This is a genomic window from Pseudomonas sp. NPDC087639 (genome assembly GCF_044743385.1).
Lineage (GTDB): Bacteria > Pseudomonadota > Gammaproteobacteria > Pseudomonadales > Pseudomonadaceae > Aquipseudomonas.
Genome location: NZ_JBIUWI010000003.1, coordinates 28,753 through 55,412 on the forward strand (window position 1 = coordinate 28,753; position 26,660 = coordinate 55,412).

Consider the following 26,660-nt stretch of genomic DNA (forward strand, 5'->3'; position numbering starts at 1 on the left):
ATTTCCGCGGCGACCTGTCCTTTTGCGTGTGATCCAGTTCCTGTTTCGAACTTTCCGACATACGGTCAATCCGGTTGCCAATCATCCGACGCAGCAGCACGTTTAGCTGTGATTCAAGACAAGTAGTTCTGGGAAATCGTTACCATGCGTTCGCATTTGTTCAAGGCTCTACCCTTCGCTCTCGCCGCGTCTTTCGCACAAGCACAATCCTTACCAGAAGCCATGCAACAGGCATTGGATGTCCATCCGGAAATCCAGGCAGGGGTCAACAGTCGTTTAGCTGCGGATTATCAATTAAAGGCAGCAAAGGGGGGATACCTGCCCAAGGTCGATCTGCTGGGCGGTTATGGCCGTGAAGGCACCGACAGCGTAACCACCCGCGCCAACGGTGGCGGCAATCATTGGGAAACCCTGAACCGCAGCGAGTCAAGTTTACGTCTTTCGCAAATGGTCTTTGACGGTTTTGCGACCTCCAGTGAAGTCGGGCGTCAACAAGCCAACGTTAACTCCCGCGCTTACTCGCTGCTGGGCACCTCGGAGCGCACAGCGTTAACCGTGGCCCAGGTTTATCTGGATGTGCTGACCCGCCGCGAATTCGTGCGACTGGCTGAAGAAAACCTCAAGAGCCACCAGCGCATTTATGACCAGATTCAGCTGCGTACCCAGCGTGGCGTGGGCAGTGGCGCCGACCTCGATCAGGCCGAAGCGCGTATGGCTCAGGCCCGCAACAACCTGATCACCGAGCAGACCAACCTCGCCGACTCCGAGACCAACTTCCTCAGCGCCGTCGGCCAGATGCCTGATCAACTGGAGCGTCCGGCGCCGTTCATGGCGATGATGCCGGCCAACCTCAACGAAGCGCGCGCGCAAATGCTGGAAAACAGCCCGATCCTGCGCTCGGCCGAGTCCGACATCGCTGCTGCAGAGAAGCAATACCAAACCGCCAAGTCGACGTTCTACCCACGCTTCGACGCCGAGCTGGGCCGCACCGCCGACAACGATCTCGACGGCCAGAACGGCCACAGCAACGAATGGCAGGCCATGTTGCGCATGCGCTTCAACCTGTATTCGGGCGGTAGCAACAAAGCGGATCTGGAATCCAAATCGTACCTGTCAAACCAGGCGCTGGACATCCGCAACAACGCCCTGCGTCAGTTGAATGAAGAGCTGGGCCTGGCCTGGAACGCCCTGAACAACGCTAACGCCCAGGTGCCAATCGCTCAGCAATACGTCGATCACAGCACCTCGGTGCGTACCGCCTACCAGCGTCAGTTCAGCCTCGGCGAACGTACCTTGCTCGACTTGCTCGACAGCGAAAACGAGTTGTTCACCGCTTCGCGGCGTCTGGCTGAAATCAAAAACATTCAGTTATTTACTCAATACCGAATCAAGGCGACCATGGGCGAGTTGCTCAGAAGCCAGGGAGTGGTCGCACCGTTGGCATCCGTTGTGCAGAACGACGTGAAGCCCAAGGTCCAGTTGCCTGGGATGAATTGAGTTATCCCTTTTCAATTGCCAAAGAGTGTCGAGCGTGGAATCAGAAGTCAGTCGAGTTCATCTCAGTCATGATCCACGCGCGTTGCACGACGATCCGTTACTGGACGGTCTGCTAGCCCTTTGCATGCTGCACCAGAAACCCGCCAGCGCCGCGATGCTGACCACCGGCCTGCCGCTGCCCAAACAACGCTTGAGTGTCGAGTTGCTGCCCCGCGCGGCGGCTCGCGCCGGCCTGCAAGGTCGGGTGCTGCAACGCAAGCTGGAAGAGATTCCGGCGATCGCCATGCCGGCGTTGTTGCTGCTCAAGGACGGCCGCAGTGCCGTACTGCTTGGCTGGCAGGATGAAAACCAGGCCCGGGTGCTGCTCAGCGAAAGCGATGGCGGCGAATCGGTGGTCAGCCGCGAACTGCTTGCCGATGACTACACCGGCAAAGTCTTCTTCGCCCAGCCGCAACACAAATTCGACGTCAACCACGGCACGCTGATTCCACGCGCCCGCTCGTGGTTCCGCGACACCCTCAAGCGTTCGCGCTGGCTGTACGCCGACGCCATCGCCGCCAGTTTCCTGATCAACATCATTGCCATGGCCGCGCCGCTGTTCGTGATGAACGTCTACGACCGCGTAGTGCCGAACCAGGCCGAGGCGACCCTATGGGTGCTCGCACTGGGCATCACCGGCGCCTACATCTTCGACCTGATCCTCAAAAGCCTGCGCAGCCTGTGCCTGGATCTGGCCGGCAAGAAAACCGACCTGATCATCTCGGCGACGCTGTTCGAACGCATCGTCGGCATGGCCATGAAATACCGCCCGGCGCGGGTCGGCAGCTTCGCCCAGAACATCCACGAGTTTCAGAGCCTGCGTGACTTCCTCGCTTCGCTGACCCTGACCAGCCTGATCGATTTGCCGTTCACCATCCTGATCTTCATCGTCATCGCCATTCTTGGCGGGCATCTGGTGTGGATTCCGGTGCTGGCGTTCCCGATCGCTCTGCTGATCGGTTATGCGTTGCAAAAGCCGCTGGTGGCAACCATGGAACGGACCATGGCCCTCGGCGCCGAGCGTCAATCGAGCCTGATCGAAACCCTCGCCGGCCTCGACGCGGTGAAGGTCAACAACGCCGAAAGCGAACGCCAATACCAGTGGGAACAAACCATCGGCACCCTCAGCCGCTTGGAGCTGCGGGTGAAAATGCTGTCCGGTCTGGCGATGAACATCACCCTGCTGATCCAGCAACTGGCCGGGGTGATCATGATTGTCTTCGGCGTCTACCAGATCATCGACGGTCATCTGAGCATGGGCGGCCTGATTGCCTGCTACATGCTCAGCGGCCGCGCACTGAGCCCGCTGGCCTCGCTATCCGGTCTGCTGACCCGATATCAACAAGCTCGGGTGACCATGACCTCGGTCGACCAGATGATGGAGCTGCCGCAGGAACGCAATTTCGAAGAGCGCCCACTGAGCCGCAAGGTTCTGCAAGGCGCCATCGAATGCCGTCAACTCAACTTCACCTACCCGGAACAACAGAACCCGGCGTTGAAGAACATCAATCTGGTGATTCGTCCCGGCGAGAAGATCGGCATCATCGGCCGCAGCGGTTCGGGCAAGAGCTCGCTGGCGAAACTGCTGGTGGGCCTGTATCAGCCGGACGACGGCGCGTTGCTGGTCGACGGCGTGGATATTCGCCAGATCGACGTCAGCGAACTGCGCTACAACATCGGCTACGTGCCGCAGGACATCCAGTTGCTCGCCGGCACCCTGCGCGACAACCTTGTCTCCGGCGCGCGCTATGTAGAAGACGAGCTGGTACTGCAAGCCGCTGAACTGGCCGGCGTTCACGAATTCGCCCGTCTGCATCCGCAAGGGTATGAACTGCAAGTCGGCGAGCGCGGGCAGAACCTGTCGGGCGGTCAACGCCAGAACGTCGCCCTGGCCCGGGCATTGTTGCTCAATCCGCCGATTCTGTTGATGGACGAGCCGACCAGCGCCATGGACAACACCGGTGAAGAACGCCTCAAGCAACGCCTCGCGGCGGTGATTGAAAACAAGACCGTGGTGCTGGTGACACACCGGGCATCACTGCTGTCGCTGGTGGATCGCCTGCTGGTGATCGACCGTGGACAGATTCTCGCCGATGGCCCGAAAGCCGCCGTGATGGAAGCGTTGAAGAAGGGGCAGATCAGTGTTGCTTAAGTCGGGTGTCAAGGATTCGATCCGTCGTTACTTCAAAGGCTCCGCTTCGTTGCAGGGCCAGCCGCTGCCGGAGGTCAACAAGGCGCTGATCGAAGACGCCCCGCGCGTCGTTCGCCTGACCATCTGGGCGATCATCGGCTTCTTCGTCTTTCTGATGCTCTGGGCCAATTTCGCCGTGATCGACGAAGTGACCAAGGGCGACGGCAAGGCCATTCCTTCGTCCAAGATCCAGAAAATCCAGAACCTTGAGGGCGGGATCGTCGCCGAACTGTTCGTGAAGGAAGGCCAGATCGTCGAGGCCGGCGCGCCGCTGATTCGTCTGGACGACACACGATTTGCCTCCAACGTCGGCGAAACCGAAGCGGATCGGCAGTCGATGTTGCTGCGCGTGGAGCGCCTTAGCGCCGAAGTCGATGACCGTCCGTTGAATTTCCCGGAAGACGTGGTCAAAGCGGTGCCGGGTCAGGCCAAGAGCGAAGAATCCCTGTACATCAGCCGCCGCCAGCAATTGCACGACGAGATCGGCGGGTTGCAGGAGCAGTTGATCCAGCGCCAGCAAGAGCTGCGCGAATTCAGCTCCAAGCAGGCGCAATATCGCCAGCAACTTGGCCTGCAACGGCAGGAAATCAACATGTCCGAGCCACTGGTGGCGCAGGGCGCGGTATCCCCAGTAGAAGTGCTGCGTCTCAAGCGTGCCGAAGTGGAAACCCGTGGTCAGCTCGACGCCACGACTCTGGCTATTCCCCGCGCTGAATCGGCGATCAAGGAAGTACAGCGCAAGATCGACGAGACTCGCGGCAAATTCCGCAGCGAAGCGCTGACCCAGCTCAACGAAGCCCGCACCGACCTGAACAAGGCCCAGGCCACCGGCAAAGCGCTGGAAGACCGGGTCAGCCGTACGCTGGTCACCTCGCCGGTACGCGGCATCGTCAACAAGTTGCTGGTCAATACCATCGGCGGCGTGATCCAGCCGGGCAGCGACATGGTAGAAATCGTGCCGCTGGACGACACCTTGCTGGTCGAAGCCAAGATCCGCCCGCAGGACATCGCGTTCCTGCATCCGGGGCAGGAAGCGATCGTGAAATTCACCGCGTATGACTACACCATCTACGGCGGGCTGAAAGCCCAGTTGGAGCAGATCGGCGCCGACACCATCACCGACGAAGACAAGAAAACCACCTACTACATCATCAAAGTGCGCACCGAACGCAGCCACTTGGGCACCGATGAGAAGCCGTTGCTGATCATTCCAGGGATGGTGGCGTCGGTGGATATCATCACCGGCAAGAAGTCGGTGTTGAGTTATCTGCTCAAGCCGATCATTCGGGCGCGGGCCGAGGCGTTGCACGAGCGATAGATCTTCATTTGCCTAACTGGCCTCATCGCTGGCAAGCCAGCTCCCACAGGTCCCGATGTTGAACACATAATCGTGTTCCAACCGAGAACCCTGTGGGAGCTGGCTTGCCAGCGATGGCGGCAGTCCTAACTCCACATCCCTGTCAGTAAGTGACACAAATCGTCACTCACCATCCCGTCCATTCCTCACCATTCGCCATATCGTTATTCGCTAACGGTATTTAATTTCCAATTCTTATAGCTATAAAGTCACTCCCCTGCGTACCTGCCGACCAATCGGCGCGCCGCACGACCTGAACCAACACGCAATCCAGCGTGAGTTTCTGATCGACGCGCGCGCCCATGAGCGCGCCGTGCGTGGGAGATTGAAAGATGTCCGCAGCTACTGCCACCCCAAGCGCCGCGACCGCCGCGCCGCAAACCTTCGAAATTCGCCCGTTCAGCGGTGCCGTCGGCGCCGAGATCATCGGCCTCGACCTGACCCGTCCGGTCAACGACCAGGACTTCTCGCGCATTCACCGCGCGCACCTCGATCACCACGTCGTGGTGTTCCGCGAGCAGCGCATCACCCCACAACAGCAGATCGACTTCAGCCGCCGCTTCGGCGTGTTGCAGATCCACGTGCTCAAGCAGTTCCTGCTGGCCAACCACCCGGAAATCCTCATCGTTTCCAACATCGTCGAGAACGGCCAGAACATCGGTCTGGGCGATGCCGGCAAGTTCTGGCACTCCGACCTTTCCTATAAAGAGCTGCCGAGCCTCGGCTCGATGTTGCACGCGCAGGAGTTGCCGTCGGAGGGTGGCGACACTTTGTTTGCCGACATGCACAAAGCCTGGGACAGCCTGCCCGAGGCGCTGCGCAAAGCGGTGGAGGGCCGCTCGGCTGCGCACTCCTACACCGCGCGTTACAGCGAAACCAAATTCGAAGGCAACTGGCGCCCGACTCTGACCCCGGAGCAACTGGCTCAGGTCGCGGAAGTGGTCCATCCGATCGTCCGCACCCATCCGGAAAACGGCCGCAAGGCGTTGTTCGTCAGTGAAGGCTTCACCACACGCATCGTTGGCCTGCCGCACGACGAGAGCAAACAACTGCTCGCCGAGCTCTACGCCCACAGCGTGCTGCCGCAAAACATCTACCGCCACCAATGGCAGCCCCACGACATGGTGTTCTGGGACAACCGTTCCCTGATCCATCTCGCCGCCGGTTGCCCTGCGCACCTGCGCCGCAAGCTGTATCGCACGACCATTCAGGGCGACGCGCCTTTCTGATTTGCCGGAGATTCGATCATGTCCAAACGTCTTCCATTTGCGCCGCTGGCCGCGGCCATCGGCCTCGGTTTCAGTCTGATTGCCGGCAGCCTGGTGGCGCCGACCGTGGCTCACGCCGAAGGTGAAATCCGCATCGCCGAGCAGTTCGGCATCGTCTATTTATTGCTCAACGTGGTGCGCGATCAGGGCCTGATCGAGAAGTACGGCAAGCAGGAAGGCCTCGACATCAAGGTCGACTGGACGCAGTTGTCCGGTGGCGCGGCGGTCAACGACGCGCTGCTCTCCGGCTCCATCGACATTGCCGGCGCTGGCGTCGGCCCGCTGCTGACCATCTGGGATCGCACCCACGGCAAGCAGAACGTCAAAGCCGTGGCCTCGCTGGGCAACTTTCCGTACTACTTGGTGAGCAACAATCCCAAGGTCAAGACCATTGCTGATTTCACCGAGAAGGATCGCATTGCGGTACCGGCGGTGGGCGTCTCCGTGCAGTCGCGCTTCCTGCAATACGCGGCAGCCAAGCAGTGGGGCGACAAAGAATTCAATCGTCTCGACAAATACACCATCGCCGTTCCGCACCCGGACGCCACCGCTGCACTGATTGCCGGCGGCACCGAGCTGACCGGGCATTTCTCCAACCCGCCGTTCCAGGATCAGGCGCTGGAAAACCCCAACGTGCATGTCGTGCTCAATTCCTACGACGTGCTCGGCCCGAACTCGCCTACGGTGCTGTTCGCCACCGAGAAATTCCGCAACGAGAACCCGAAGACTTACAAAGCCTTCGTCGAAGCGCTGACCGAAGCTGCGCAATTCGCCCAGAACGATAAAGGCGCGGCGGCCGACACTTACATCCGCGTGACCAAAGCCAAGATCGACCGCGCCGCCTTGCTGAAAATCATCGACAACCCGCAGTTCGAATTCAGCGTCACGCCGAAAAATACCTACCCACTGGCCGAATTCCTCTACCGCGTCGGCGCGATCAAGAACAAGCCTGAATCGTGGAAGGACTACTTCTTCCAGGACGCCAAACCGCTGCAAGGGAGCTGACCAGGATGAATGCCCCTTTGCAAGGCCACGCGGCCAGCAACCCGGTCGCCACGGCGCAAGCGCTGTTGGCGGTCGACCAGGTCAGCCTGGAATACCGCACGCCGCAACGCGTCGTCCGAGCGACTCACCAGATCAGTTTTGAAGTCGATCAACAGGATCGCTTCGTGCTGCTCGGCCCGTCCGGCTGCGGTAAATCCACCTTGCTCAAAGCCGTCGCCGGGTTCATCCAGCCTTGCGAGGGCGAGATCCGCCTGCAAGGCCAGCGCGTTGATGCGCCGGGGCCTGACCGGATCGTGGTGTTTCAGGAATTCGATCAACTGCCGCCGTGGAAAACCGTCAAACAGAATGTGATGTTTCCACTGCTCGCTTCGCGCACGCTGAAGAAAAAACAAGCCGAAGAACGTGCACTGCACTATCTGGAAAAGGTCGGTCTGGTGGCGTTCGCCGACGCCTATCCGCACACGCTTTCCGGCGGCATGAAGGCGCGGGTGGCGATTGCCCGGGCGCTGGCGATGCAGCCAAAAATCCTGCTGATGGACGAGCCGTTTGCCGCACTCGATGCGCTGACCCGACGCAAGATGCAGGAAGAATTGCTGCTGCTCTGGGAGGAAGTGCGCTTCACCCTGTTGTTCGTTACGCACTCGATTGAAGAGGCGCTGGTGGTCGGCAATCGCATCCTGTTGCTGTCGCCGCATCCGGGGCGGGTGAGGGCGGAAGTCCATAGCCATCAATACAACCTGCAAAGCCTTGGCGGTGTGGCGTTTCAGGAGTCGGCACGGCGCATTCATCGGCTGTTGTTCGATGAAGGCCAGTCGCCGGAAACCGAGCTCGACCACGACTTCAACGACATTCGCATCGCGTATTGAGCGGCCTGGAGGATTGCCCGATGAGCCAATCATCATCTGTAAGACATGAATTCGAAACCGTGCTGCAGCCGCTGACCAGCGTACCGGTCGAGCGCGAATTACCTATCGGCCAACGCTTGTGGCAACAGGGCTGGCTGCGTAAAAGCCTGATCCTGATTTTGCTCGCGGTGCTGTGGGAAATCGTCGCCCGGGTGCAGGACAACGATCTGCTGCTGCCCAGTTTTGTGCAGACCAGCCATGCGCTTTACGACGGCCTGCTCAGCGGCGAATTGCTGGGCAAGGTGTGGATATCGCTGGTGGTGCTGCTCAAGGGGTATCTGATTGGCATTGTCCTGGCGTTTGCCCTGACCACGTTGGCGGTGTCGACGCAGTTTGGTCGCGATCTGTTGAGCACGTTGACCTCGATGTTCAATCCGCTGCCGGCGATTGCCCTTCTGCCGCTGGCCTTGCTGTGGTTTGGGCTGGGGCAGAACAGCCTTATTTTTGTGCTGGTGCATTCGGTGTTGTGGGCGCTGGCGCTGAACACTTACGCGGGTTTTCTCGGTGTTTCGGAAACCCTGCGCATGGCCGGGCGCAACTATGGGCTCAAGGGCATGCGTTTTGTGCTGTTTATCCTGATTCCCGCAGCGCTGCCGTCGATTCTCGCCGGGCTGAAGATTGGCTGGGCGTTTGCCTGGCGTACGTTGATCGCCGCTGAGTTGGTGTTCGGTGCGACCAGTGGCAAGGGCGGGTTGGGCTGGTACATCTTTCAGAATCGCAATGAGCTGTATACCGACAAAGTGTTTGCCGGGTTGGCGGTGGTGATCCTGATCGGGTTGCTGGTGGAGAATCTGGTGTTCGACACGCTGGAGCGGGTGACCGTCAAACGGTGGGGGATGCAGCGCTGATTTGTCGCGCTCCGACCGGCCCCTTCGCGAGCAGGCTCGCTCCCACATTTGAAATGCATTCCCATGTGGGAGCGAGGCTGCTCGCGAAAGCGTCGGTCCGGCCACCGCCTCATTAGCTGAATGTTTGCTAGCATTGCGCGCAGATCAATCAAGATCAGCCATGAGTGCTCAGCATGCAACTCCCGGACATGAACCTTCTGGTCGCCCTCGACGCCTTGCTCGACGAGGGCAGCGTGGTGGGCGCCGCGCGGCGAATGAACCTCAGCCCGGCAGCCATGAGCCGAACCCTGACGCGCATTCGCGAAGCCATCGGCGATCCGATTCTGGTGCGCGCCGGCCGGGGCCTGGTGCCGACACCCAAAGCATTGGAGTTGCGTGAACAGGTGCGTGATGTGGTCGAGCAGGCCGCGCTGTTGTTCCGTTCGGCGGACACTGTGGAACTGGGCAGTTTGCGTCGGCGCTTCAGCATTCGCGCCAATGACTTTTTCATCGGCGTGTACGGCGGCAAACTGTTCGACACCCTCGACCAGCAGGCGCCGCACTGTGAACTGCGCTTCGTCCCGGAAGGTGATGGCGACGATGAAGCGCTGCGAGAAGGCCGGATCGACCTGAGCGTCAGCAACACCCGCCCGGTGACCCCGGAAGTAAAAGTGCAGAACCTGTTTTCCACGCATTTCGTCGGCTTGGTGCGCGAGGATCATCCGCTGCTCGACGGCGAAATCACTGCCGAGCGTTACGCCGGTTTCTCCCACATCAGCATGTCGCGGCGTGGCATTGCGCGTGGGCCGATCGATACGGCTCTGAATGCGCTTGGGCTGGAGCGGCGAGTGGCAGTGATTGCGCCGAGTTTTCATGCGGCGATGTTTGCTCTGCCGGATTCCGACCTGATCCTGCCGGTGCCCAAGGAAGCGTTGTTGAGCGTGCGGCGGTTGGGCTTGAAGCTGCGCTCCTTCAACCTGCCGATTCCGTTGCCGACCCTGATGCTGACTCAGGCCTGGCACCCGCGCTTCGACAAGGACCCGGCGCACCGTTGGTTGCGTGAAACCCTCAAGACTTGCTGCGATGAGACCTGGCTCGCCGCGCAACCCTAATCCCACAATCGACACAAACCCCTGTAGGAGTGAGCCTGCTCGCGATAGCGGTGTATCAGTCAACGTAGATATCGACTGAAACGATGCCATCGCGAGCAGGCTCACTCTTACAGGGTTAATCGTTGTGTTTGACACACTTATATCCTGCCAATAAGTCAATTTTCGTCAGCACTAAGCCCGACTAAGATGCTCCGGTATTTTTCCCTCCGGAGTTTGCATTCATGACATCCCTGACGGTCCCGGCGCCAATGGCCGCGACCAGCCCGGCGACGGCGGCCGCGCCACCGGCATTCGGGGCGCGGATCATCATCGGCCTGGTCGGCGTGCTGGTCGCGGTGCTGGTGTCGGGCCTCAACGAGATGGTGACCAAGGTCGCCCTGGCCGACATTCGCGGCGCGCTGAACATTGGTTACGACGAAGGCACCTGGCTCGTCGCCAGTTACACCGCCACCTCGGTCGCTGCCATGGCGTTCGCGCCGTGGTGCTCGGTGACGTTCTCGCTGCGCCGCTTCACCCTCTGCGCGATCAGCCTGTTCACCCTGCTCGGCGTGCTGTGCCCCTTTGCCCCGAACTACGAAAGCCTGCTGCTGATGCGCACCCTGCAAGGTCTGGCTGGCGGCGCGTTGCCGCCGATGCTGATGACCGTTGCCCTGCGCTTCCTGCCGCCGAACTTCAAACTTTATGGCCTGGCCGGTTACGCGCTGACGGCCACCTTCGGCCCCGGCCTTGGCACGCCGCTGGCGGGGTTGTGGACCGAATACGTCGGCTGGCAATGGACGTTCTGGCAAATCATCGTGCCGTGCCTGATCGCCATGGTCATGGTCGGTTACGGTATCCCGCAGGACCCGCTGCGGCTGGAGCGCCTCAAGACGTTCAACTGGAAAGGCCTGCTGCTGGGTTTTCCGGCGATCTGCATGCTGGTGATCGGCCTGTTGCAGGGCAATCGGCTGGACTGGTTCGAGTCGGATCTGATCTGTGCACTGCTCGGCTCGGGGTCGCTGCTGCTGGTGGCGTTCCTGATCAACGAGTGGTCGCAGCCGATTCCGTTTTTCAAGTTGCAGATGCTCGGCATCCGTAACCTGGCGTTCGCGCTGATGACCCTGGCCGGCGTGTTGGTGGTGCTGCAAGCGGTGGTGTTGATTCCGTCGAGCTACCTGGCGCAAGTGCAGGGTTATCGCCCGGTGCAGACCGCGCCGATCATGCTGATCGCGGCGTTGCCGCAGTTGATCGCGCTGCCGCTGGTGGCGGCGCTGTGCAACCTGCGCTGGGTCGATTGCCGCTGGGTGCTTGGCATCGGTTTAAGCATGCTGACGGCATCCTGTTTGGGCGGCTCGCTGCTGACCTCGGAATGGATTCGCGACAACTTCTACGTCCTGCAATGGCTGCAGATCTTCGGTCAACCGATGTCGGTACTGCCGCTGTTGATGCTCTCCACCGGCAGCATCCAGCCAACGGACGGGCCGTTTGCCTCGGCCTGGTTCAACACCGTGAAAGGTCTGGCGGCGGTGGTCGCCACTGGGGTGCTCGAGGCGCTGACCACGGCGCGTCTGCATTTTCACTCGACCATGCTGGTCGACAGCCTCGGCAACTCACCGTTGGCCGACCGCAGCGATCCGGGCCTTGCCCATCGTCTGCACGAACAGGCCGTGGTGCTGACTTCTTCTGATCTCTATGTGTGCATGGCCGGCGTTGCAGTGGCGCTGATCCTGCTGATTTTCTGGCTGCCGACGCGGATCTTCCCGCCACGCGCGCCCACCTGATTGCTGTACTGAAAATGAAGGTTTTTATGACGACTCAAGCAAAGCAAAAACTCGCGGTGGCCGTCGCCGCTGCGCTGGCAGTGGGCGTGCTGTTGTATCTGGCGGTGCCCGGCCTTTTTGGCAAACGTACCCAGCAAAATACCAACGACGCTTTCGTCTCCGCTGATTTCACTTTAGTGGTGCCGCGCGTGGCCGGTTTCATCAAGGAAGTGTTGGTAGAAGACAACCAACGGGTACAGGCCGGGCAGTTGCTGGCGTTGATCGATGATCGTGATTTACGTGCCGCCGCTGAGGCCGCGGATGCGCAAACCCTGGTCGCGCGCGCGCAGTTGCAGAACGCCAAAGCCACGCTCGAACGCCAGACCTCGGTGATCGCTCAGGCGCAGGCCTCGGTGGTCTCGGCCAAGGCTGAAATGGCGTTTGCCCAGCAGGAACTGAATCGCTACAACCACCTCGCCGGCGTGGGTGCCGGTACAGTACAGAACGCGCAGCAGGCCCGTACGCGTATCGATCAGGCCTCCGCGCGGCTGGACACGGCGAGCGCGAAACTGGCGGCCGAGCGCAAGCAGGTGGAAATCCTCACCGCCCAGCGTAATGCCGCTGAAGGTACGTTGAAGCATGCACAGGCGGCGCTGGAAATCGCCAGTTTCGAACTCTCCTACACGCGCATCACCGCGCCGCAGGACGGCATGGTCGGCGAGCGTGCCGTGCGCGTTGGCGCCTATGTGACGCCGGGCAGCAAGCTGCTGGCGGTGGTGCCGTTGCAGCAGGCCTATGTGGTTGCCAACTTTCAGGAGACGCAATTGACGGACGTGCAACCGGGCCAGCAAGTGCAGGTGCGCGTCGATAGCCTCGGCGGCGAGGCACTGAGCGGCCGCGTCGAGAGTATTGCGCCAGCGACCGGCGTGACCTTCGCGGCGGTGAAACCGGATAACGCCACCGGCAACTTCACCAAAGTGGTGCAGCGGATTCCGGTGAAGATTGTGCTGGAGCCTGGGCAGCCACTGGCCGAGCGGTTGCGGGTGGGGATGTCGGTCGAGGCGAGTATTGATACCCGCACTTCGGCGACGTCGGCGCGTGAGGTGACTCAGCGATGAGCTTCTTTGAACGAACTGACGCCTTCGCGAGCAGGCTCGCTCCCACAGGAGAAACGCATTCCAAAATGTGGGAGCGAGCCTGCTCGCGAAGAGGCCGCTGGCAGCAACTCGCTTTGGGTGCCCTGCTCGCGGTAAGTCTCAGCGCCTGCACCGTCGGCCCTGACTTCCAAAAGCCTGAAGCCACGCAAATCGCCGACTGGGCAAAACCCGCCAAATCCGCCCCCAGCCGAGCCGTCAGCGAACCGCTGAACGAACGCTGGTGGGAAGTCTTCAACGACCCACAACTCTCGGCCCTTACTCAACGTGCCGTGCGCAGCAACCTCGACCTGCAACTGGCCAGCAGCCGCCTGCAACAAAGCCGCGCCGCGCGTCAGGTAATCACCGCTGATCGTTACCCGAGCACCGCTGCTACCGGCAGTTACGCACGCAAACGCAACAGTGGCGAGGGCTTGAACGATCCGTCCGGGCACAACGGCGATTCCGCGTTCAATCTGTGGGACGCCGGTTTCTCGGCCTCGTGGGAGCTGGATGTCTGGGGCCGCGTGCGCCGCGAAACCGAAGCTGCCGATGCCAACCTCGAAGTCGCCGAAAACGACCGTCGCGGTGTGGTGCTCGCCGTCCTCGCCGACACTGCGCAGAACTACATTCAGTTGCGCGGCGTGCAGAACACCCGCGCCGTCACCGAGCAAAACCTCGACGTTGCCCGTCACAGTCTGAAGCTCTCACAACTGCGTCTGAATGATGGCGTGGCGACGGATCTAGACGTCGCCGAAGCCGCCGCGCAAGTTGCGGCCATCGAATCGCGCCTGCCGGCGCTGGAACAGCGTCAATCGCAACTGATCAACGCCATCAGCTTATTGATGGGCGAGCCGCCGCAAGCCCTGGCCAAGGCGTTATCCACAGACGCGGCGGTGCCGCAGTCGCCGCTCACGGTCGCCATCGGCTTGCCGTCGCAACTGGCCGAGCGCCGTCCGGACATCCGTCAGGCCGAAGCGAGGCTGCATGCGGCCACCGCCAACATCGGCGTGGCCAAGGGCGATTTCTATCCGCGCATCACCCTGTCCGGCAACCTCGGCTCGCAAGCGATGCAGTTGAGTGACTTCGGTTCGTGGGGCTCGCGCGCGTTCGGCATCGGCCCGCAATTCAGCCTGCCGCTGTTCGACGGCGGCCGCCTGCGCGGCATGTTGCACCTGCGCGAAGCCCAGCAACAGGAAGCGGCCATCGGCTACCAGCAAACCGTACTGCGCGCCTGGCACGAGATCGACGATCAACTGACCGCCTACAACGCCAGCCAGCGTCGCCGCGACAGCCTCGCCGAAGCCGTGCGCCAGAACCAGATCGCCCTGCGCACCGCGCAACAGCAATACGTCGAAGGCGTGGTCGATTTCGTCAACGTGCTCACCGTGCAGAGCGCGTTGCTCGCGACTCAGGAGCAGTGGGTGGAAAGCTCTACCGGGGTTTCGCTGGCGATGGTCGGGTTGTACCGGGCGTTGGGTGGGGGATGGGAGTCGGTGTATCCGGCAGCAGAAATGGCCGCAACGTTACCGGATGTCGTGAAGTAATCGCCGCGTGGTTGAGGTCGTCAGGATTTACCCGACAAATCCGTCATTCCTTTGAGTAACTCGATCGGCCTGAAATTTGAGTAATGTGCGCAGGTGTCCAGTGGGCGGATTTCCCTGCGCCAGCGGTGTGCCGAACTAGACTCAAAGACACGGCAACAGCGTTCAGCGCAACACCGAGGTGCATCATGCGTATGGCCAAAAAGGTGCAAAGCAGCCTGACCCGGGCGCATTGCGAATATGACATCGTCGCCCACCGGCACTCGTCCAGCAGCCTCGAAACCGCAAGGGTTTCCGGGGTGCCCGCCGAGCGCGTGGCGAAATCGGTGATCCTCGACGACCACCACGGGCATTACCTGATGGCCGTGCTGCCGGCCAGCAGTCATCTTGATTTGACCAAGGTGCGCAGTGGCGGCGAATGGCAGATCACCCGCGAGAGCAACCTGGCGCACATCTTCGACGACTGCGAACGCGGCGCGGTGCCGCCGCTGGGGGATTCCTACGGGTTGGACATGGTCATCGACCCGCTGCTGACGAGGCAGAAGGATATTTATCTGGAAGCCGGCAACCACGCCTATCTGCTGCACATGAGCATGCCGGAGTTTCTGAAAATGGTGCCGCATGCTGAGGTGCGGGAGTTGAGTCATTAGTTTCGCTGCCGCCTTCGCGAGCAGGCTCGCTCCCACAGGGGGATTGCGTTCAATCTGTGGGAGAGAGCCTGCTCGCGAATCATTTTCCAGGCCCCACGTGTCTGAAGGAGTTCATCCATGGAAAACCCAACCCACAGCCTCCCATCGCTATTCAAACAACTCGGCCTGGACAACGACCCCACCGGCATCGAGCAATTCATCGCCACACACTCCCCACTCAAACCCGAACTGCACCTGGCGGATGCGTTTTTCTGGAGCAAGAGTCAGGCAGGTTTTTTGCGCGACGAGATTCTGGATGATGCCGATTGGGCGGAGGTGGTGGATCAGTTGGATGTGTTGTTGCGTAAGGGGCGGTAGGACTAACTGAATGGCGAGCACTTTTAGCCTGATCGTTTTGCGGTTGTCTATGATCAAAAAATGGACCAATATCACGACCTCAATTGAGGTCTTTTATTATGCAAAATGTTCTGGCCGATATGGCTGTCAGTGTTTCCGAGTTGAAGAAAAACCCATCTGCTGTTTTAAGCGGCGCACAGGGTGGGGCTGTGGCCGTTCTGAACCACAACCGCGTCATGGGCTACATGGTGCCAGCCGATGTTTACGAGGCAATGATGGAGCGGCTTGATGATTTGGAGCTGGCTGAAATCGTGCGTTCGCGCAGCCATGAAACGCCCATTTCGGTAAGCCTGGATGACCTATAAGCTCGAATTTCTGCCATCTGCTCATAAAGAGTGGAACAAGCTGGGTCACACGCTCCGGGATCAATTCAAGAAAAAGCTCGCGGAAAGATTGGCGCTACCGAGAGTGTCAGCGGATGCACTCCATGGCATGCCGGACTGTTACAAAATCAAACTCAAGGCCTCTGGCTACAGATTGGTCTATCAAGTAATCGATGTGCGAGTCGTCGTTTCTGTAGTCGCGGTAGGAAAACGCGAGCGCAGCAGCGTGTACGCGAATGCAAAAAAGCGCTGAGTACACCCTGGCGTGTCCCTTCCTTTCGGCGAACAGCCAATTTGTTTCAAAACTTGACTGAATTTCCCCTCCAATGCGATATTGATAGTTAGCAAACTAACAGTGTGCATTTTCTCGTGCCCGATACCCTCGACGCTCTCCAGATGAACATCAGCAGTGCCATGGTGGTGGCCGCCAGGCATTGGCGGAAGATCTGCCAGACCACGCTGGTCAATTACGGAATCTCCGAAGCCTGCGCCGTGCCGTTGTTGATGATCGGCCGGTTGGGTGAGGGCGTGCGTCAGGTGCAGGTGGCGCAGGCGGCCGGGATGGAGAGTCCGTCGCTGGTGCGTTTGCTCGATCAGTTGTGCCATGCCGGGTATGTCTGCCGCACTGAAGATGCGCAGGATCGGCGCGCCAAATGTCTGAGCCTGACCGATACCGGCCGTGAACTGGTGCAGGCGGTGGAAATCGAACTGGTGCGCTTGCGTCACGAAGTGCTCGAAGGGATCGATCAGAGCGATCTGGAGGCTACGCTTCGGGTACTCAGAGCTTTTGAGGCGGCCAATCCGCCGTTGGTGGTTAATTCTTGAACGGTTTTTTCACTGGCATTCCGCCGGCCCGGGACTGGTTTTACGGGATCCGCACTTTTGCAGCGTCGATGCTTGCGCTGTACATCGCCATGCTTATGCAAATGCCGCGTCCGTATTGGGCGATGGCCACGGTGTACATCGTCTCCAGCCCGTTTCTCGGGCCGACCAGCTCCAAAGCGTTGTACCGCGCCGTCGGCACTTTTCTCGGTGCTGCAGCGGCGGTTTTTTTCGTGCCGATGTTTGTGCAGAGCCCTTATGTGTTGGTGGTGGTGATCGCGTTGTGGACGGGGATTCTGCTGTTCCTGTCCCTGCATCTGCGCACTGCCAACAGTTACGCGTTGATGCTCGCCGGATATACCTTGCCGCTGATCGCCTTACCGGTGGTGGATAACCCGCTGGCGGTGTGGGACGTCGCAGAAGCGCGCACCGAAGAGATTTTCCTCGGCATCGCCGTCGCCGCCGTGGTCGGTGCGATGTTCTGGCCGCGTCGCCTGGCGCCGGTGTTCAACGATGCCGTGAGCAAGTGGTTCGCCGACGCTTCGACTTACAGCCTGAAGTTTCTCAGCCGTGATGTGCAGCCCGAAGAAGTCACCGCGCTGCGCATGGCCATGGTCGCCAGTTTCAACAGCCTCGAATTGATGATCGGCCAATTGCCCCACGAAGGCTCTCGGCCGCAAACCGTGCGTAACACCAAGGAGTTGCGCGGACGGATGATTCATCTGCTGCCAGTGATCGATGCGCTGGAAGATTCGCTCTACGCCCTCGAACGGCGCACGCCGGAACTGGTGGCAAAATTCGCGCCGCTGCTGGCCGCGACCCGTGAATGGCTCAGCCATCAGGATGCCGATCTCGACCGCTGGCAAGCGCTGAAAGACCAACTCGAAGCCCTGCAACCGAGTGCGCAAGCGCTGGAGGATCGCAAGCAATTGTTGTTCTCCAACGCCTTGTACCGTCTCGGCGAATTCATCGATCTGTGGCAAGACTGCCGCAGTTTGCAGGACGCGATTCTCTGCGAGCGGCAGGACAGCTGGCGCGCGGTGTATCGCCACTGGCGTCTTGGTCGGCTGACGCCGTTTCTCGACCGTGGGTTGATGATGTACTCGGTGGCCTCGACCATTCTGGCGATCATCGTCGCCTCGGTGCTGTGGATTCTGCTCGGCTGGCCGGACGGCGGCAGTGCGGTGATTCTGGCGGCGGTCGCGTGCAGCTTCTTCGCCTCGATGGATGACCCGGCGCCGCAGATTTACCGGTTCTTTTTCTGGACGGGCATGTCGGTGCTGTTCGCCAGTCTCTATCTGTTTCTGATTCTGCCGAACCTGCATGACTTCCCGATGCTGGTATTGGCGTTTGCCATCCCGTTCATCTGCGTCGGCACCCTGACGGTGCAGCCGCGTTTCTACCTCGGCATGCTCCTGACGCTGGTCAACACCTCGTCGTTCATCAGTATTCAGGGCGCGTATGACGCGGACTTCTTCGCCTTCGTGAACTCCAACCTGGCTGGGCCGATCGGCCTGTTGTTCGCGTTTATCTGGACGCTGGTGGCGCGTCCGTTCGGCGCCGAGCTGGCGGCCAAGCGCCTGACCCGGTTCAGTTGGAAAGACATCGTCGACATGACCGAACCGGCGAATCTGGCCGAACACCGGCAATTGGGCGTGCAACTGCTCGATCGCCTGATGCAGCATCTTCCGCGTCTGGCCCTGACCGGCCAGGACACCGGCATCGCCATGCGCGAAGTGCGCGTGGGCCTGAACCTGCTTGATTTGCTCGCCTATACCCCTCGCGTGAACGGCGTGCCGAAGACGCTGTTGCAGCAAGTGGTCGCCGAAGTCGGCGAGTATTTTCGCGCCTGCCTCAAGGCCGGTGAACGCCTGCCGGCGCCGAGCGGTTTGCTGATGACTCTGGATCGCACCCGCCGCGCGCTCAATGGCCATGGCGACGAAGAAACCCGACTACATCTGTTGCACGCCTTGAGCGGTTTGCGTCTGGCGTTGCTGCCCGGCGTCGAATTCGTTTCCAGCGCCGAGCCCGAAGAACCGCTGCCCGATGGAGCGCCCCTATGATCGGTGATCTGGACATCAGCGGCATTTTCCTGCCGACCCTGCTGGTGTTGATGGGCATCACTTATGTGCTGTTTTTGTTGGTGCATGCCGTGCTTACGCGCGTGCACTTTTACCGTCTGGTCTGGCACCGGGCATTGTTCAACGTGGCGCTCTACGCCGTGCTGCTGTACGGCGTGGACTCACTCAGTCGATACCTGATGACATGAAAAAACCGTTTTTGACTATCGGTCGCGTGGTACTCACCCTGCTGATCGTGACTTTTGCCGTTGTCCTCGTCTGGCGCATGGTGATGTATTACATGTTCGCCCCGTGGACCCGTGACGGCCACATCCGTGCCGACATCATCCAGATCGCGCCGGACGTGTCCGGGCTGATCCAGCAGGTCGAGGTGAAGGACAACCAGTTGATCAAGCGTGGCCAGGTGCTGTTCAGCATCGACCAGGACCGGTTCAAACTGGCCCTGCGTCAGGCCAAAGCCGCCGTTGCCGATCGCGAAGAAACCCTGGCGCAGGCCCAGCGTGAAGCCAAGCGTAACCGTGGCCTGGGCAATCTGGTGCCGGCCGAACAGTTGGAAGAAAGCCAATCGAAAGTGGCTCGCGCACAATCGGCATTGGCCGAAGCCATGGTCACGGTGGACAGCGCCCAACTCAACCTTGATCGCTCGGTGATCCGCAGCCCGGTGGACGGTTACGTCAACGACCGCGCGCCGCGTACGCAGGAATTTGTCACCGCCGGGCGCCCGGTGTTGTCGGTGGTCGACAGCAATTCCTTCCACATCGACGGCTATTTTGAAGAAACCAAACTCGACGGCATTCATGTCGGCCAGTCGGTGGATATCCGCGTGGTCGGCGATCGCGCCAAGCTGCGCGGGCATGTCGAAAGCATCGTCGCCGGCATCGAGGACCGCGACCGCACCAGCGGCAGCAACCTGTTGCCCAACGTCAACCCGGCGTTCAGTTGGGTGCGGCTGGCGCAGCGGATTCCGGTGCGCATTGCCTTTGATGATGTGCCGGCGGACTTCCGCATGATTGCCGGGCGTACCGCCACCGTCTCGATCATCGACGATCAAAAGCAGGAGCCCGCGCAATGAACAAGGCCCTGATGATCGCCGGGTTGGGTGTGATGCTCTCGGCCTGTCAGATGGTCGGGCCGGACTATCAGGTGCCCGATGACGCGGCGATTCAGCGCAAGGACTTTCAGGGCGAACTGGCCGTTGCGGGCAAACCGGTGGTGTCGGCGCCGGTTCCGGCGGACTGGTGGCGGTTGTACAAGGATCCGCGACTGGATCAACTGGTGCAGCAGGCCATGGCCTCCAACACTGATCTGCGCGTGGCGGCAGCGAACCTTGCGCGGGCTCGCGCGCAAGTCGATGAGGCCGAGGCGGCCGGTGGCTGGAGCGCCGGCGTGAAGATGGGTGCCCAGCGTTTGCAGGAATCCGGTCAGGCGTTTTTGCTGCCGGAAAAAGTCCCGGTCGACAACGTCGGCGATATTGGCATCAGCGCTTCTTATCAGTTCGATCTGTGGGGCACTCTGCAACGCGGTATCGAAGGCGCGAAGGCTAACGCCGATGCGACTCAAGCGGCGGCTGACACTGCACGCATCACCTTGGTGGCCGACGTAGTTCGCGCCTACACCCAGGTTTGCGCGGCTAATGAAGAACGGGAAATTGCCCAACATTCCCTCGACCTGCAATCGCAAAGCACCACGCTGACTCAGCGCTTGCGTGACGCCGGGCGTGGTGATGAAACCCAGGTCACTCGCTCGCAAACCCAATTCAAATCCCTGCGCGCCGAGCTGCCGCGCTATGAAGCGGCGCGTCAGGCCGGGCTGTTTCGCCTGTCGATGCTGCTGGCCAAACCGGTCGATCAGTTGCCTGCCGGCACGGCGACCTGCGCCGAGTTGCCGAAAATCGCCCAACTGGTGCCGGTCGGTGACGGCGCCGCGTTGCTCAAGCGTCGCCCGGATATTCGCCAGGCCGAACGTCGACTGGCCGCTTCGACTGCGGGCATCGGCGTCGCCACCGGCGAGCTGTATCCAGACATCAGCATCGGCGCGACCATCGGCACCGTCGGTCTTATTGACGACTTGGGTGATCCATCGACCAACCGCTGGGGTTTCGGCCCCTCGCTGAGCTGGAAAGTCCCGACCAACGGCGCCCGCGCGCGAATCCGCGAAGCTGAAGCGTCGACCCAAGGCGCACTGGCGCATTTCGACGGCGTGGTGCTCAACGCCATTCGCGAAACACAGACCGGTCTGGCCCAGTACAGCGCGTTACTGCAACGCCGCGATGCCCTGGCCGACGCCGAGCAGTCGGCGAAACTCGCCGCAGACCAGACGCACCGCTTCTTCCAGGCCGGGCGCGAGTCGTTCCTCGCCGACCTGCAAGCAACCCGCACCTACACCGATGTCACGGCGCAACTGGCCGCCGCCAACACGCAAGTCGCCATGAGCCAGATCGATTTGTTCCTCGCTTTGGGCGGCGGCTGGGAAAGCGGACGAACGCAAGCTTCAAGCCCGAGCAAACCCTGAGGCCATAGCTATGCTTTGAAGTGTTGAAGGGGCGCCCCGTGCAAAGCGCCCCTTCAGCGCACATTGCTAGCGCTGGTCTAGGGGAAACCAATAATGAAAAACCCTTACGCTCTCGGCTTCTGGTGCGCCCTCGTAGCGTTGGTGCTGCTCTCGGCCACCTATTTTTACGGCATCATGCTGGCCCACCAGATCGACAAGGCCATGGTTTTCCTCGACAGCGCCGTCGCGCTGATTGCGGTCATGGCAATCGTGGTGGTGGCTTGGGCATCGCTCCAGGTTCAGCGGGTGAAGAAGCGACAACTTGAACAGGGCAAGACCCTGGTGCTGATCTGGGACACCAAAGTTGCCCTGCGCAAGGTCGAAACCGTGTTCGACCGATATTTCTGGGGCAGCTACTGGCAGCCCGGCCGGACTTTCGCCGAAGTCATGGGCGAACTCACCGGCACGCCGCTGGAAAAAAGCCTCGAGGCACTGAAGAAACAGTGTCTGGAACTCGACAAGCAGATCGACAGCGAAGGTTGGCACTGGCTGAACAATGCCCGGGAATTGTCCGACGTCGCCACGGCCATGGCCCGCGAACGCTATCAACTGGATTTCTGCGACCCGCGCGCCGATGGGCCGGGCGGGGCGGTGATCGATCGGGATTTTGAAGTGCTGGTGTATACCTGGACGGCGCGGCTGAAGAGCTTTGATCATCAACTCGATGAGATCGAGGTTCAGTACTCCTGATTTCCGCTGAATCGACTGGTCTCATCGCGAGCAGGCTCACTCCCACAGGTACAGTATTGTCCTTGTGGGAGCGAGCCTGCTCGCGAAGGCGGACTGAAAAACACTGAAACTCTCCCGGCCTGTCGACTGTCCACACTCCCCATAGACACTCTTTCACCTTTAAACATTGAGCCGTCTCCCGCGCCCAGTGCTAATCTCCACCGTTAATTTAAGCGGAGTCGAGCCGCAACCCGGTCACGGGTTCAGGGAAGACGACCACACTTTCAGCCACGGAAATCGATCAGGTCATTCATGAATAAATCAGCAGGCGTGCTACTCGGAATTGTTGTTGCCATCGGCGCGATCAGCGCAGGCGGGGCCTGGTACACCGGGACCAAGATCGAAGGCGTATTGAACAACGCCGTCTCTAACGCCAACAAAGAACTGCAAACCGCCATGGCCGGTTCCAACGGCACCGCGTCGCTGGAGCTGGTGTCGCTGGAGCGCCACACCTTCACCAGCACCGCGCACTATCGCCTCAAGGGTGAAGGCGAGATGTTTGGCGATGCGCCGGTCGAGCTGCTGTTCGTCGACCACATCGAGCACGGCCCGCTGCCGTTCTCGCGTCTGGTGTCGCTGAAATGGCTGCCGGTCATGGCCACCAGCAACTACCAGCTGGAAAAGAATCCGGCCACCGAAAAATGGTTCGCCGCCACCAAGGGCGCTGCCCCGCTCAAAGGCGTAACCAACATCGGCTACGACGAGTCCACCACCAGCACCGTCGACCTGCTGCCACTGGAAACCGCGCTGGATGAGCAGTCGAGCCTGAAGTTTTCCGGCCTGACCCTGAACATCTCCGCCAGCGCCCAGGCACAGAAGGTCAAGGCTGACGGCTACATGGACAGCCTGAAACTGGTGACTGTGGCTGAAGATCAGGCGCCGGTGCAGATCGAACTCAACGGTCTGACCCTGGCGAGCAACCTCACCAAGAGCAGCTACGGCTACTACACCGGCAACAACACCCTGGAGCTGTCCAACAGCAAAACCACCTTCGGCACCAAGCAATCGGTGCTCGGCGTGAAGAACTTCGAAATGAAGAACCTCACCGAAGAAAACGGCAGCAATGCGTCCGGCCGTGCTGACTACACGGTGGGTGAAGTAACGCTCAACGACAAGAAAATCGGCTCGGCCAGCATGGCCATGAGCCTGAAAAACCTCGACATCCCGTCGACGATGTCGCTGATGCAGATCTACCAGACCAAACTGCAGCCATACGAAAAAGCCGCCGCCGAAGCCACGGCAGCCGGCCTGCCGGCACCGGAGCTGAACCTGACCGAAGCCGAGTCGGCGCAGGTCAAAGCCGATCTGCAAAAACTGCTGGCCGCTGGCCCGCAAGTGGCGCTGGAGAATCTGTCGCTGAAAACCGCCAACGGTGAGAGCCGCGCGAATCTGGTGATCGACCTGACCAAGCCGCAATCGATGGATCTGCCGCCGGATCAACTGGGCAAACAGCTGATCGCGTTGCTTGATCTCAATATCACCGTGTCCAAGCCGATGCTGATTGATCTGCTCAGCGTGCAGGCGCAACTCGATGGTCAGACTGATGCCAAAGCCATCGTCGATGGGGCTACCGGCGCGGCCGACATGTTCTCCGGGATGGCCGTCGGCTCGCAGTTGGCGATCGTAGAGGGCACCAACGTCGTGACCAAGCTGCATTACGCCGCCAATCAGGTGGAATTCAACGGCCAGAAGATGACCGTCGAGCAGTTCGTCGGCTTCCTGATGAGCAAGTTCGCGGGCGTCACGCAAGTGCAGTAATACTGCGCTCTTAATAGAAACGCCCGGCCTCTGTACCCACAGGCGCCGGGCGTTTTGCTGTCTGGCGTTCGGCTTTTCGGTGTCGCGGCCGAGCCGCCGGCCGATTCTGAACAATTATTGTGTTCTGAATTTCGGTCCTCGCTTGCATGCAAACTGCCTGACTAAGCTTGGCTGAGCGTTCCTGGCTCGGCCCCGTTACGAATGGGCAAGGAGGGCATTACGACCCGGCTGGCCATGTAAGGATGCTGACGAATGCCGCGTATTGATGGTCCTGTATTACATCGTGGTTTACGCCCTTTGTTTCGAGTCGCGCTGTGCAGCCAATTGCTCTGGCCGGCCTTGGCGTTTGCCGACACGCCCTACGATCAGATGGTGCGGGATGCCCGTGCCGGGCAAACCACGCCTGCGCTGAATGTGCTGCGCCAGGTGCCGCCGGGTCAGGCGACCACCGGGCAGATCAGCGATCACCTGCAAATCGCCAGTTGGGCCGGACTCGACGCCGAAGTGGTCAAGGTTTATGAAACCCAGGGCCGTGACCGTGTGCTGCCGGTTCAGGCGCTGACCACCACCGCTCGTGCCTATCGCAACCTCAAACGTTGGGATCAGGCGACTCAGGTTTACAACAAGGCGCTGGCGCTGGAGCCGGATAACGCAGACCTGCAACTGGGACTGGCTCTGACGCAGGCTGACGCTGGCAAACCCGACGAAGCGGTCACCCGCGCCAAAGCGCTGGTGGCGGCCAAACCCGACGATCCTTCCCGTCGTTTGGCGCTCGGCTACGCGCTGAGCCGTGCCGGCAAGCAGTACGACGCCCTGTTCGAATACGATCAGGCCTTTATCCGCGCCGGCAGCAAACCTGAAGTCGCCCGCGAATACGTGGTTGCGCTGCAAAAGGCGCGTCTGCCGGAGCCAGCCCTGCGTCTGGCCAATCAGCGTCCGGGCCTGATCGATCCGGTCACCCTGCGCCGCCTCGAAGGCGATCTGGCTGCCGAGCGCGTGCGCCTCGCCGAACTGGCTACCCGCAGCGAACAAGAACGCTATGTGATCGCCGACCGCGCATTGGCCGACTACGACAAATTGCTCGCCACCTGGACCCCGGACACCACCGCTCACGATGACGTGATCCGCTGGCGCATCGACCGCATGGGCGCACTCAAGGCCCGGGCGCGCACCGGCGATGTCATCACTGAATATCAGAAGCTGCAAGCCGAAGGCGTGAAGATCCCGACTTACGCCCTGCGTTGGGTGGCGGCGTCTTATCTCGATCAACGTCAGCCGGAACTCGCCACCGACCTCTACCGTCAGGTGCTGGCAGCTCCGGACGCCGATGCCAGCGATCGTCTGGAAGACACAACAGCGCTGTATTACTCGCTGCTTGAAAGCGACCGCGCCGACGAAGCGCGCAAAGTCGCCGAGGATGCAGCCAAGTCCCAGCGCCCGCGCACCGAACTCAAAGGCCTCCCCATCGGCAATCCCAACGATGAGTGGATGGACGCCCAACAACTCGCGGCACAGGCCGGCACCTACGGTTCCGACCTGCCACACGGGGAGGAGCGTTTACAGACGCTGGTCGAACAGGCGCCGGGCAACACCGGCCTGCGTCTGGCACAGGCCGATCTGTACCTGGCTCGCAACTGGCCGCGCCGCGCCGAGAATCAGCTCAAGGAAACCGAGAGCATGGTGCCGCGCGACATGGGCCTGGAAGTCGCTCAAGCGCGCACAGCCATGACGTTGCAGGAATGGCGGCAGATGGATGCACTCACCGACGACGTGGTGGCGCGATATCCGGACAACCGTCAGGTTCAGCGCGCGGCGCGCGAGCGTGAAGTCCACGACATGTCCGAACTGCGCGTCGAAGCCTACGGCGGCAAGGCCAACGGCGGTGGCAGTGGCGACGCCGGAGCGGTCAGCGGGAGTCGCGATTTCGGTATTCAGACCACCCTGTACAGTCCGCCCATCGATGAAGACTGGCGCGTGTTCGCCGGCGCCGGTTATGCCACTGGCGACTTCGCCGAAGGCACCGGCCACCACCGTTTCCAGCGCGTCGGTCTGGAACGTCGCACCCGCGACATGACTCTCGAAGCCGAAGTCTCCAACCATTCCTACGGCTTCGGCGACAAACAGGGCGCACGTCTGGCGATCGCCCGCGACATCAATGACCACTGGCAGTACGGCGGCAGTCTCGAATACCTGTCGGCCGAGACGCCGTTGCGCGCGCTCAACAGCGACATCAAGGCCAATGGCGGCAGCGGTTTCATTCGCTGGCGCGCCAACGAAAGCCGCGAGTGGCGGCTGTCGGTGAGCCCGTCGCACTTCAGCGACGGCAACAACCGTGTCGAAGCCTTGCTCACCGGACGCGAGGGCGTCTACAGCGCGCCGAACGTGCAGGTCGATGCGGGACTGGAAGTCGGCACCAGCCACAACTCCAAATCCGATGACGTGCCGTACTTCAATCCGAAGTCGGACTTCAGCGTCATGCCACTGGTCAACGTCAATCACGTGCTCTATCACCGCTACGAAACCTCTTGGAGCCAGCAGTTCCAGGCCGGCGCGGGGACGTACAGCCAGCGTGATCACGGCACTGGCGGCATGGCGCTGATCGGTTACGGCCAACGTTATGCCTGGAACGACGTGTTCGAGGTGGGCGGTTTGTTCAGTGTGATCAACCGGCCCTACGACGGTGATCGGGAGACCGATCTGCGTCTGCTCGTCGACCTCACTTTCCGCTTCTAGA

23 protein-coding genes are annotated in these 26,660 nt (G+C 60.9%); all 23 read left to right on the top strand.

Features of this window, described 5'->3' with window-relative positions; all coding sequences use genetic code 11:
• Nucleotides 1–144: 144 nt before the first annotated feature.
• The 23 genes from ACIOVB_RS02905 to pgaA all read left to right on the top strand — a co-directional run bounded on the left by ACIOVB_RS02905 (nt 145) and on the right by pgaA (nt 26,659).
• A complete protein-coding gene (locus ACIOVB_RS02905) occupies nt 145–1,497 on the top strand; it encodes a TolC family outer membrane protein (protein ID WP_187680321.1) in 1,353 nt (450 codons plus the stop codon).
• Between the two features lie 34 nt (nt 1,498–1,531).
• Nucleotides 1,532–3,688 (top strand): type I secretion system permease/ATPase, encoded by a 2,157-nt coding sequence (locus ACIOVB_RS02910; RefSeq protein WP_187680320.1) that lies wholly within the window; start codon nt 1,532–1,534, stop codon nt 3,686–3,688.
• Entirely contained in the window at nt 3,678–5,045 is a 1,368-nt protein-coding gene (locus ACIOVB_RS02915) for an HlyD family type I secretion periplasmic adaptor subunit (RefSeq protein WP_187680319.1), read from the top strand. The genes ACIOVB_RS02910 and ACIOVB_RS02915 overlap by 11 nt, the downstream gene beginning before the upstream one ends.
• A 371-nt stretch (nt 5,046–5,416) precedes the next feature.
• Nucleotides 5,417–6,313 (top strand): TauD/TfdA dioxygenase family protein, encoded by an 897-nt coding sequence (locus ACIOVB_RS02920; protein WP_401264657.1) that lies wholly within the window; start codon nt 5,417–5,419, stop codon nt 6,311–6,313.
• Nucleotides 6,314–6,331: 18 nt separating this feature from the next.
• Nucleotides 6,332–7,357, top strand: a complete 1,026-nt coding sequence (locus tag ACIOVB_RS02925; RefSeq protein WP_007957722.1) for an ABC transporter substrate-binding protein — start codon at nt 6,332–6,334, stop codon at nt 7,355–7,357.
• A gap of 5 nt (nt 7,358–7,362) precedes the next feature.
• The gene (locus tag ACIOVB_RS02930) at nt 7,363–8,223 is read left to right on the top strand and encodes an ABC transporter ATP-binding protein (protein WP_401264660.1); all 861 of its coding nucleotides are present in this window, start codon (nt 7,363–7,365) and stop codon (nt 8,221–8,223) included.
• Between the two features lie 20 nt (nt 8,224–8,243).
• Nucleotides 8,244–9,110: an ABC transporter permease gene (locus ACIOVB_RS02935; RefSeq protein WP_401264663.1), complete on the top strand. Its 867-nt coding sequence runs from the start codon at nt 8,244–8,246 to the stop codon at nt 9,108–9,110.
• 173 nt (nt 9,111–9,283) lie between these two features.
• Nucleotides 9,284–10,201, top strand: coding sequence for a LysR family transcriptional regulator (locus tag ACIOVB_RS02940; protein WP_187680314.1), 918 nt, complete (start codon nt 9,284–9,286; stop codon nt 10,199–10,201).
• A gap of 221 nt (nt 10,202–10,422) precedes the next feature.
• Nucleotides 10,423–11,961 carry an MFS transporter gene (locus ACIOVB_RS02945; RefSeq protein WP_401264665.1) on the top strand — a complete coding sequence of 513 codons (1,539 nt, stop codon included), beginning with the start codon at nt 10,423–10,425 and terminating at the stop codon, nt 11,959–11,961.
• 26 nt (nt 11,962–11,987) lie between these two features.
• On the top strand, nt 11,988–13,058 hold the full coding sequence (locus tag ACIOVB_RS02950) for an HlyD family secretion protein (RefSeq protein ID WP_401264668.1): 1,071 nt from the start codon (nt 11,988–11,990) through the stop codon (nt 13,056–13,058).
• Nucleotides 13,055–14,620 carry an efflux transporter outer membrane subunit gene (locus ACIOVB_RS02955; RefSeq protein ID WP_401264670.1) on the top strand — a complete coding sequence of 522 codons (1,566 nt, stop codon included), beginning with the start codon at nt 13,055–13,057 and terminating at the stop codon, nt 14,618–14,620. Before ACIOVB_RS02950 ends, ACIOVB_RS02955 begins: the two co-directional genes overlap by 4 nt.
• Nucleotides 14,621–14,805: 185 nt before the next feature.
• Entirely contained in the window at nt 14,806–15,267 is a 462-nt protein-coding gene (locus ACIOVB_RS02960; protein ID WP_401264672.1) for an aminoacyl-tRNA deacylase, read from the top strand.
• Nucleotides 15,268–15,384: 117 nt separating this feature from the next.
• A complete protein-coding gene (locus ACIOVB_RS02965) occupies nt 15,385–15,624 on the top strand; it encodes a DUF2789 domain-containing protein (protein ID WP_401264674.1) in 240 nt (79 codons plus the stop codon).
• A 98-nt stretch (nt 15,625–15,722) separates the two neighbouring features.
• A complete protein-coding gene (locus tag ACIOVB_RS02970) occupies nt 15,723–15,968 on the top strand; it encodes a type II toxin-antitoxin system Phd/YefM family antitoxin (protein ID WP_187680309.1) in 246 nt (81 codons plus the stop codon).
• Complete coding sequence (locus ACIOVB_RS02975; protein WP_095190381.1) at nt 15,958–16,239, top strand: type II toxin-antitoxin system RelE/ParE family toxin; 282 nt, start codon at nt 15,958–15,960, stop codon at nt 16,237–16,239. Before ACIOVB_RS02970 ends, ACIOVB_RS02975 begins: the two co-directional genes overlap by 11 nt.
• Nucleotides 16,240–16,382: 143 nt before the next feature.
• Entirely contained in the window at nt 16,383–16,811 is a 429-nt protein-coding gene (locus ACIOVB_RS02980) for a MarR family winged helix-turn-helix transcriptional regulator (protein WP_187680307.1), read from the top strand.
• Nucleotides 16,808–18,871: an FUSC family protein gene (locus tag ACIOVB_RS02985; protein WP_401264679.1), complete on the top strand. Its 2,064-nt coding sequence runs from the start codon at nt 16,808–16,810 to the stop codon at nt 18,869–18,871. The genes ACIOVB_RS02980 and ACIOVB_RS02985 overlap by 4 nt, the downstream gene beginning before the upstream one ends.
• Complete coding sequence (locus ACIOVB_RS02990; RefSeq protein WP_007917703.1) at nt 18,868–19,077, top strand: DUF1656 domain-containing protein; 210 nt, start codon at nt 18,868–18,870, stop codon at nt 19,075–19,077. Before ACIOVB_RS02985 ends, ACIOVB_RS02990 begins: the two co-directional genes overlap by 4 nt.
• Entirely contained in the window at nt 19,074–19,961 is an 888-nt protein-coding gene (locus tag ACIOVB_RS02995) for an efflux RND transporter periplasmic adaptor subunit (protein ID WP_401264682.1), read from the top strand. The genes ACIOVB_RS02990 and ACIOVB_RS02995 overlap by 4 nt, the downstream gene beginning before the upstream one ends.
• Nucleotides 19,958–21,400 (top strand): efflux transporter outer membrane subunit, encoded by a 1,443-nt coding sequence (locus ACIOVB_RS03000; RefSeq protein WP_401264684.1) that lies wholly within the window; start codon nt 19,958–19,960, stop codon nt 21,398–21,400. Before ACIOVB_RS02995 ends, ACIOVB_RS03000 begins: the two co-directional genes overlap by 4 nt.
• Nucleotides 21,401–21,493: 93 nt before the next feature.
• Nucleotides 21,494–22,129 (top strand): NADH:ubiquinone oxidoreductase subunit N, encoded by a 636-nt coding sequence (locus tag ACIOVB_RS03005; protein WP_187680302.1) that lies wholly within the window; start codon nt 21,494–21,496, stop codon nt 22,127–22,129.
• 291 nt (nt 22,130–22,420) lie between these two features.
• A complete protein-coding gene (locus ACIOVB_RS03010) occupies nt 22,421–23,926 on the top strand; it encodes a YdgA family protein (protein ID WP_187680301.1) in 1,506 nt (501 codons plus the stop codon).
• Nucleotides 23,927–24,178: 252 nt separating this feature from the next.
• Entirely contained in the window at nt 24,179–26,659 is a 2,481-nt protein-coding gene (pgaA, locus tag ACIOVB_RS03015; RefSeq protein WP_401264687.1) for a poly-beta-1,6 N-acetyl-D-glucosamine export porin PgaA, read from the top strand.
• Nucleotide 26,660 lies beyond the last annotated feature (1 nt).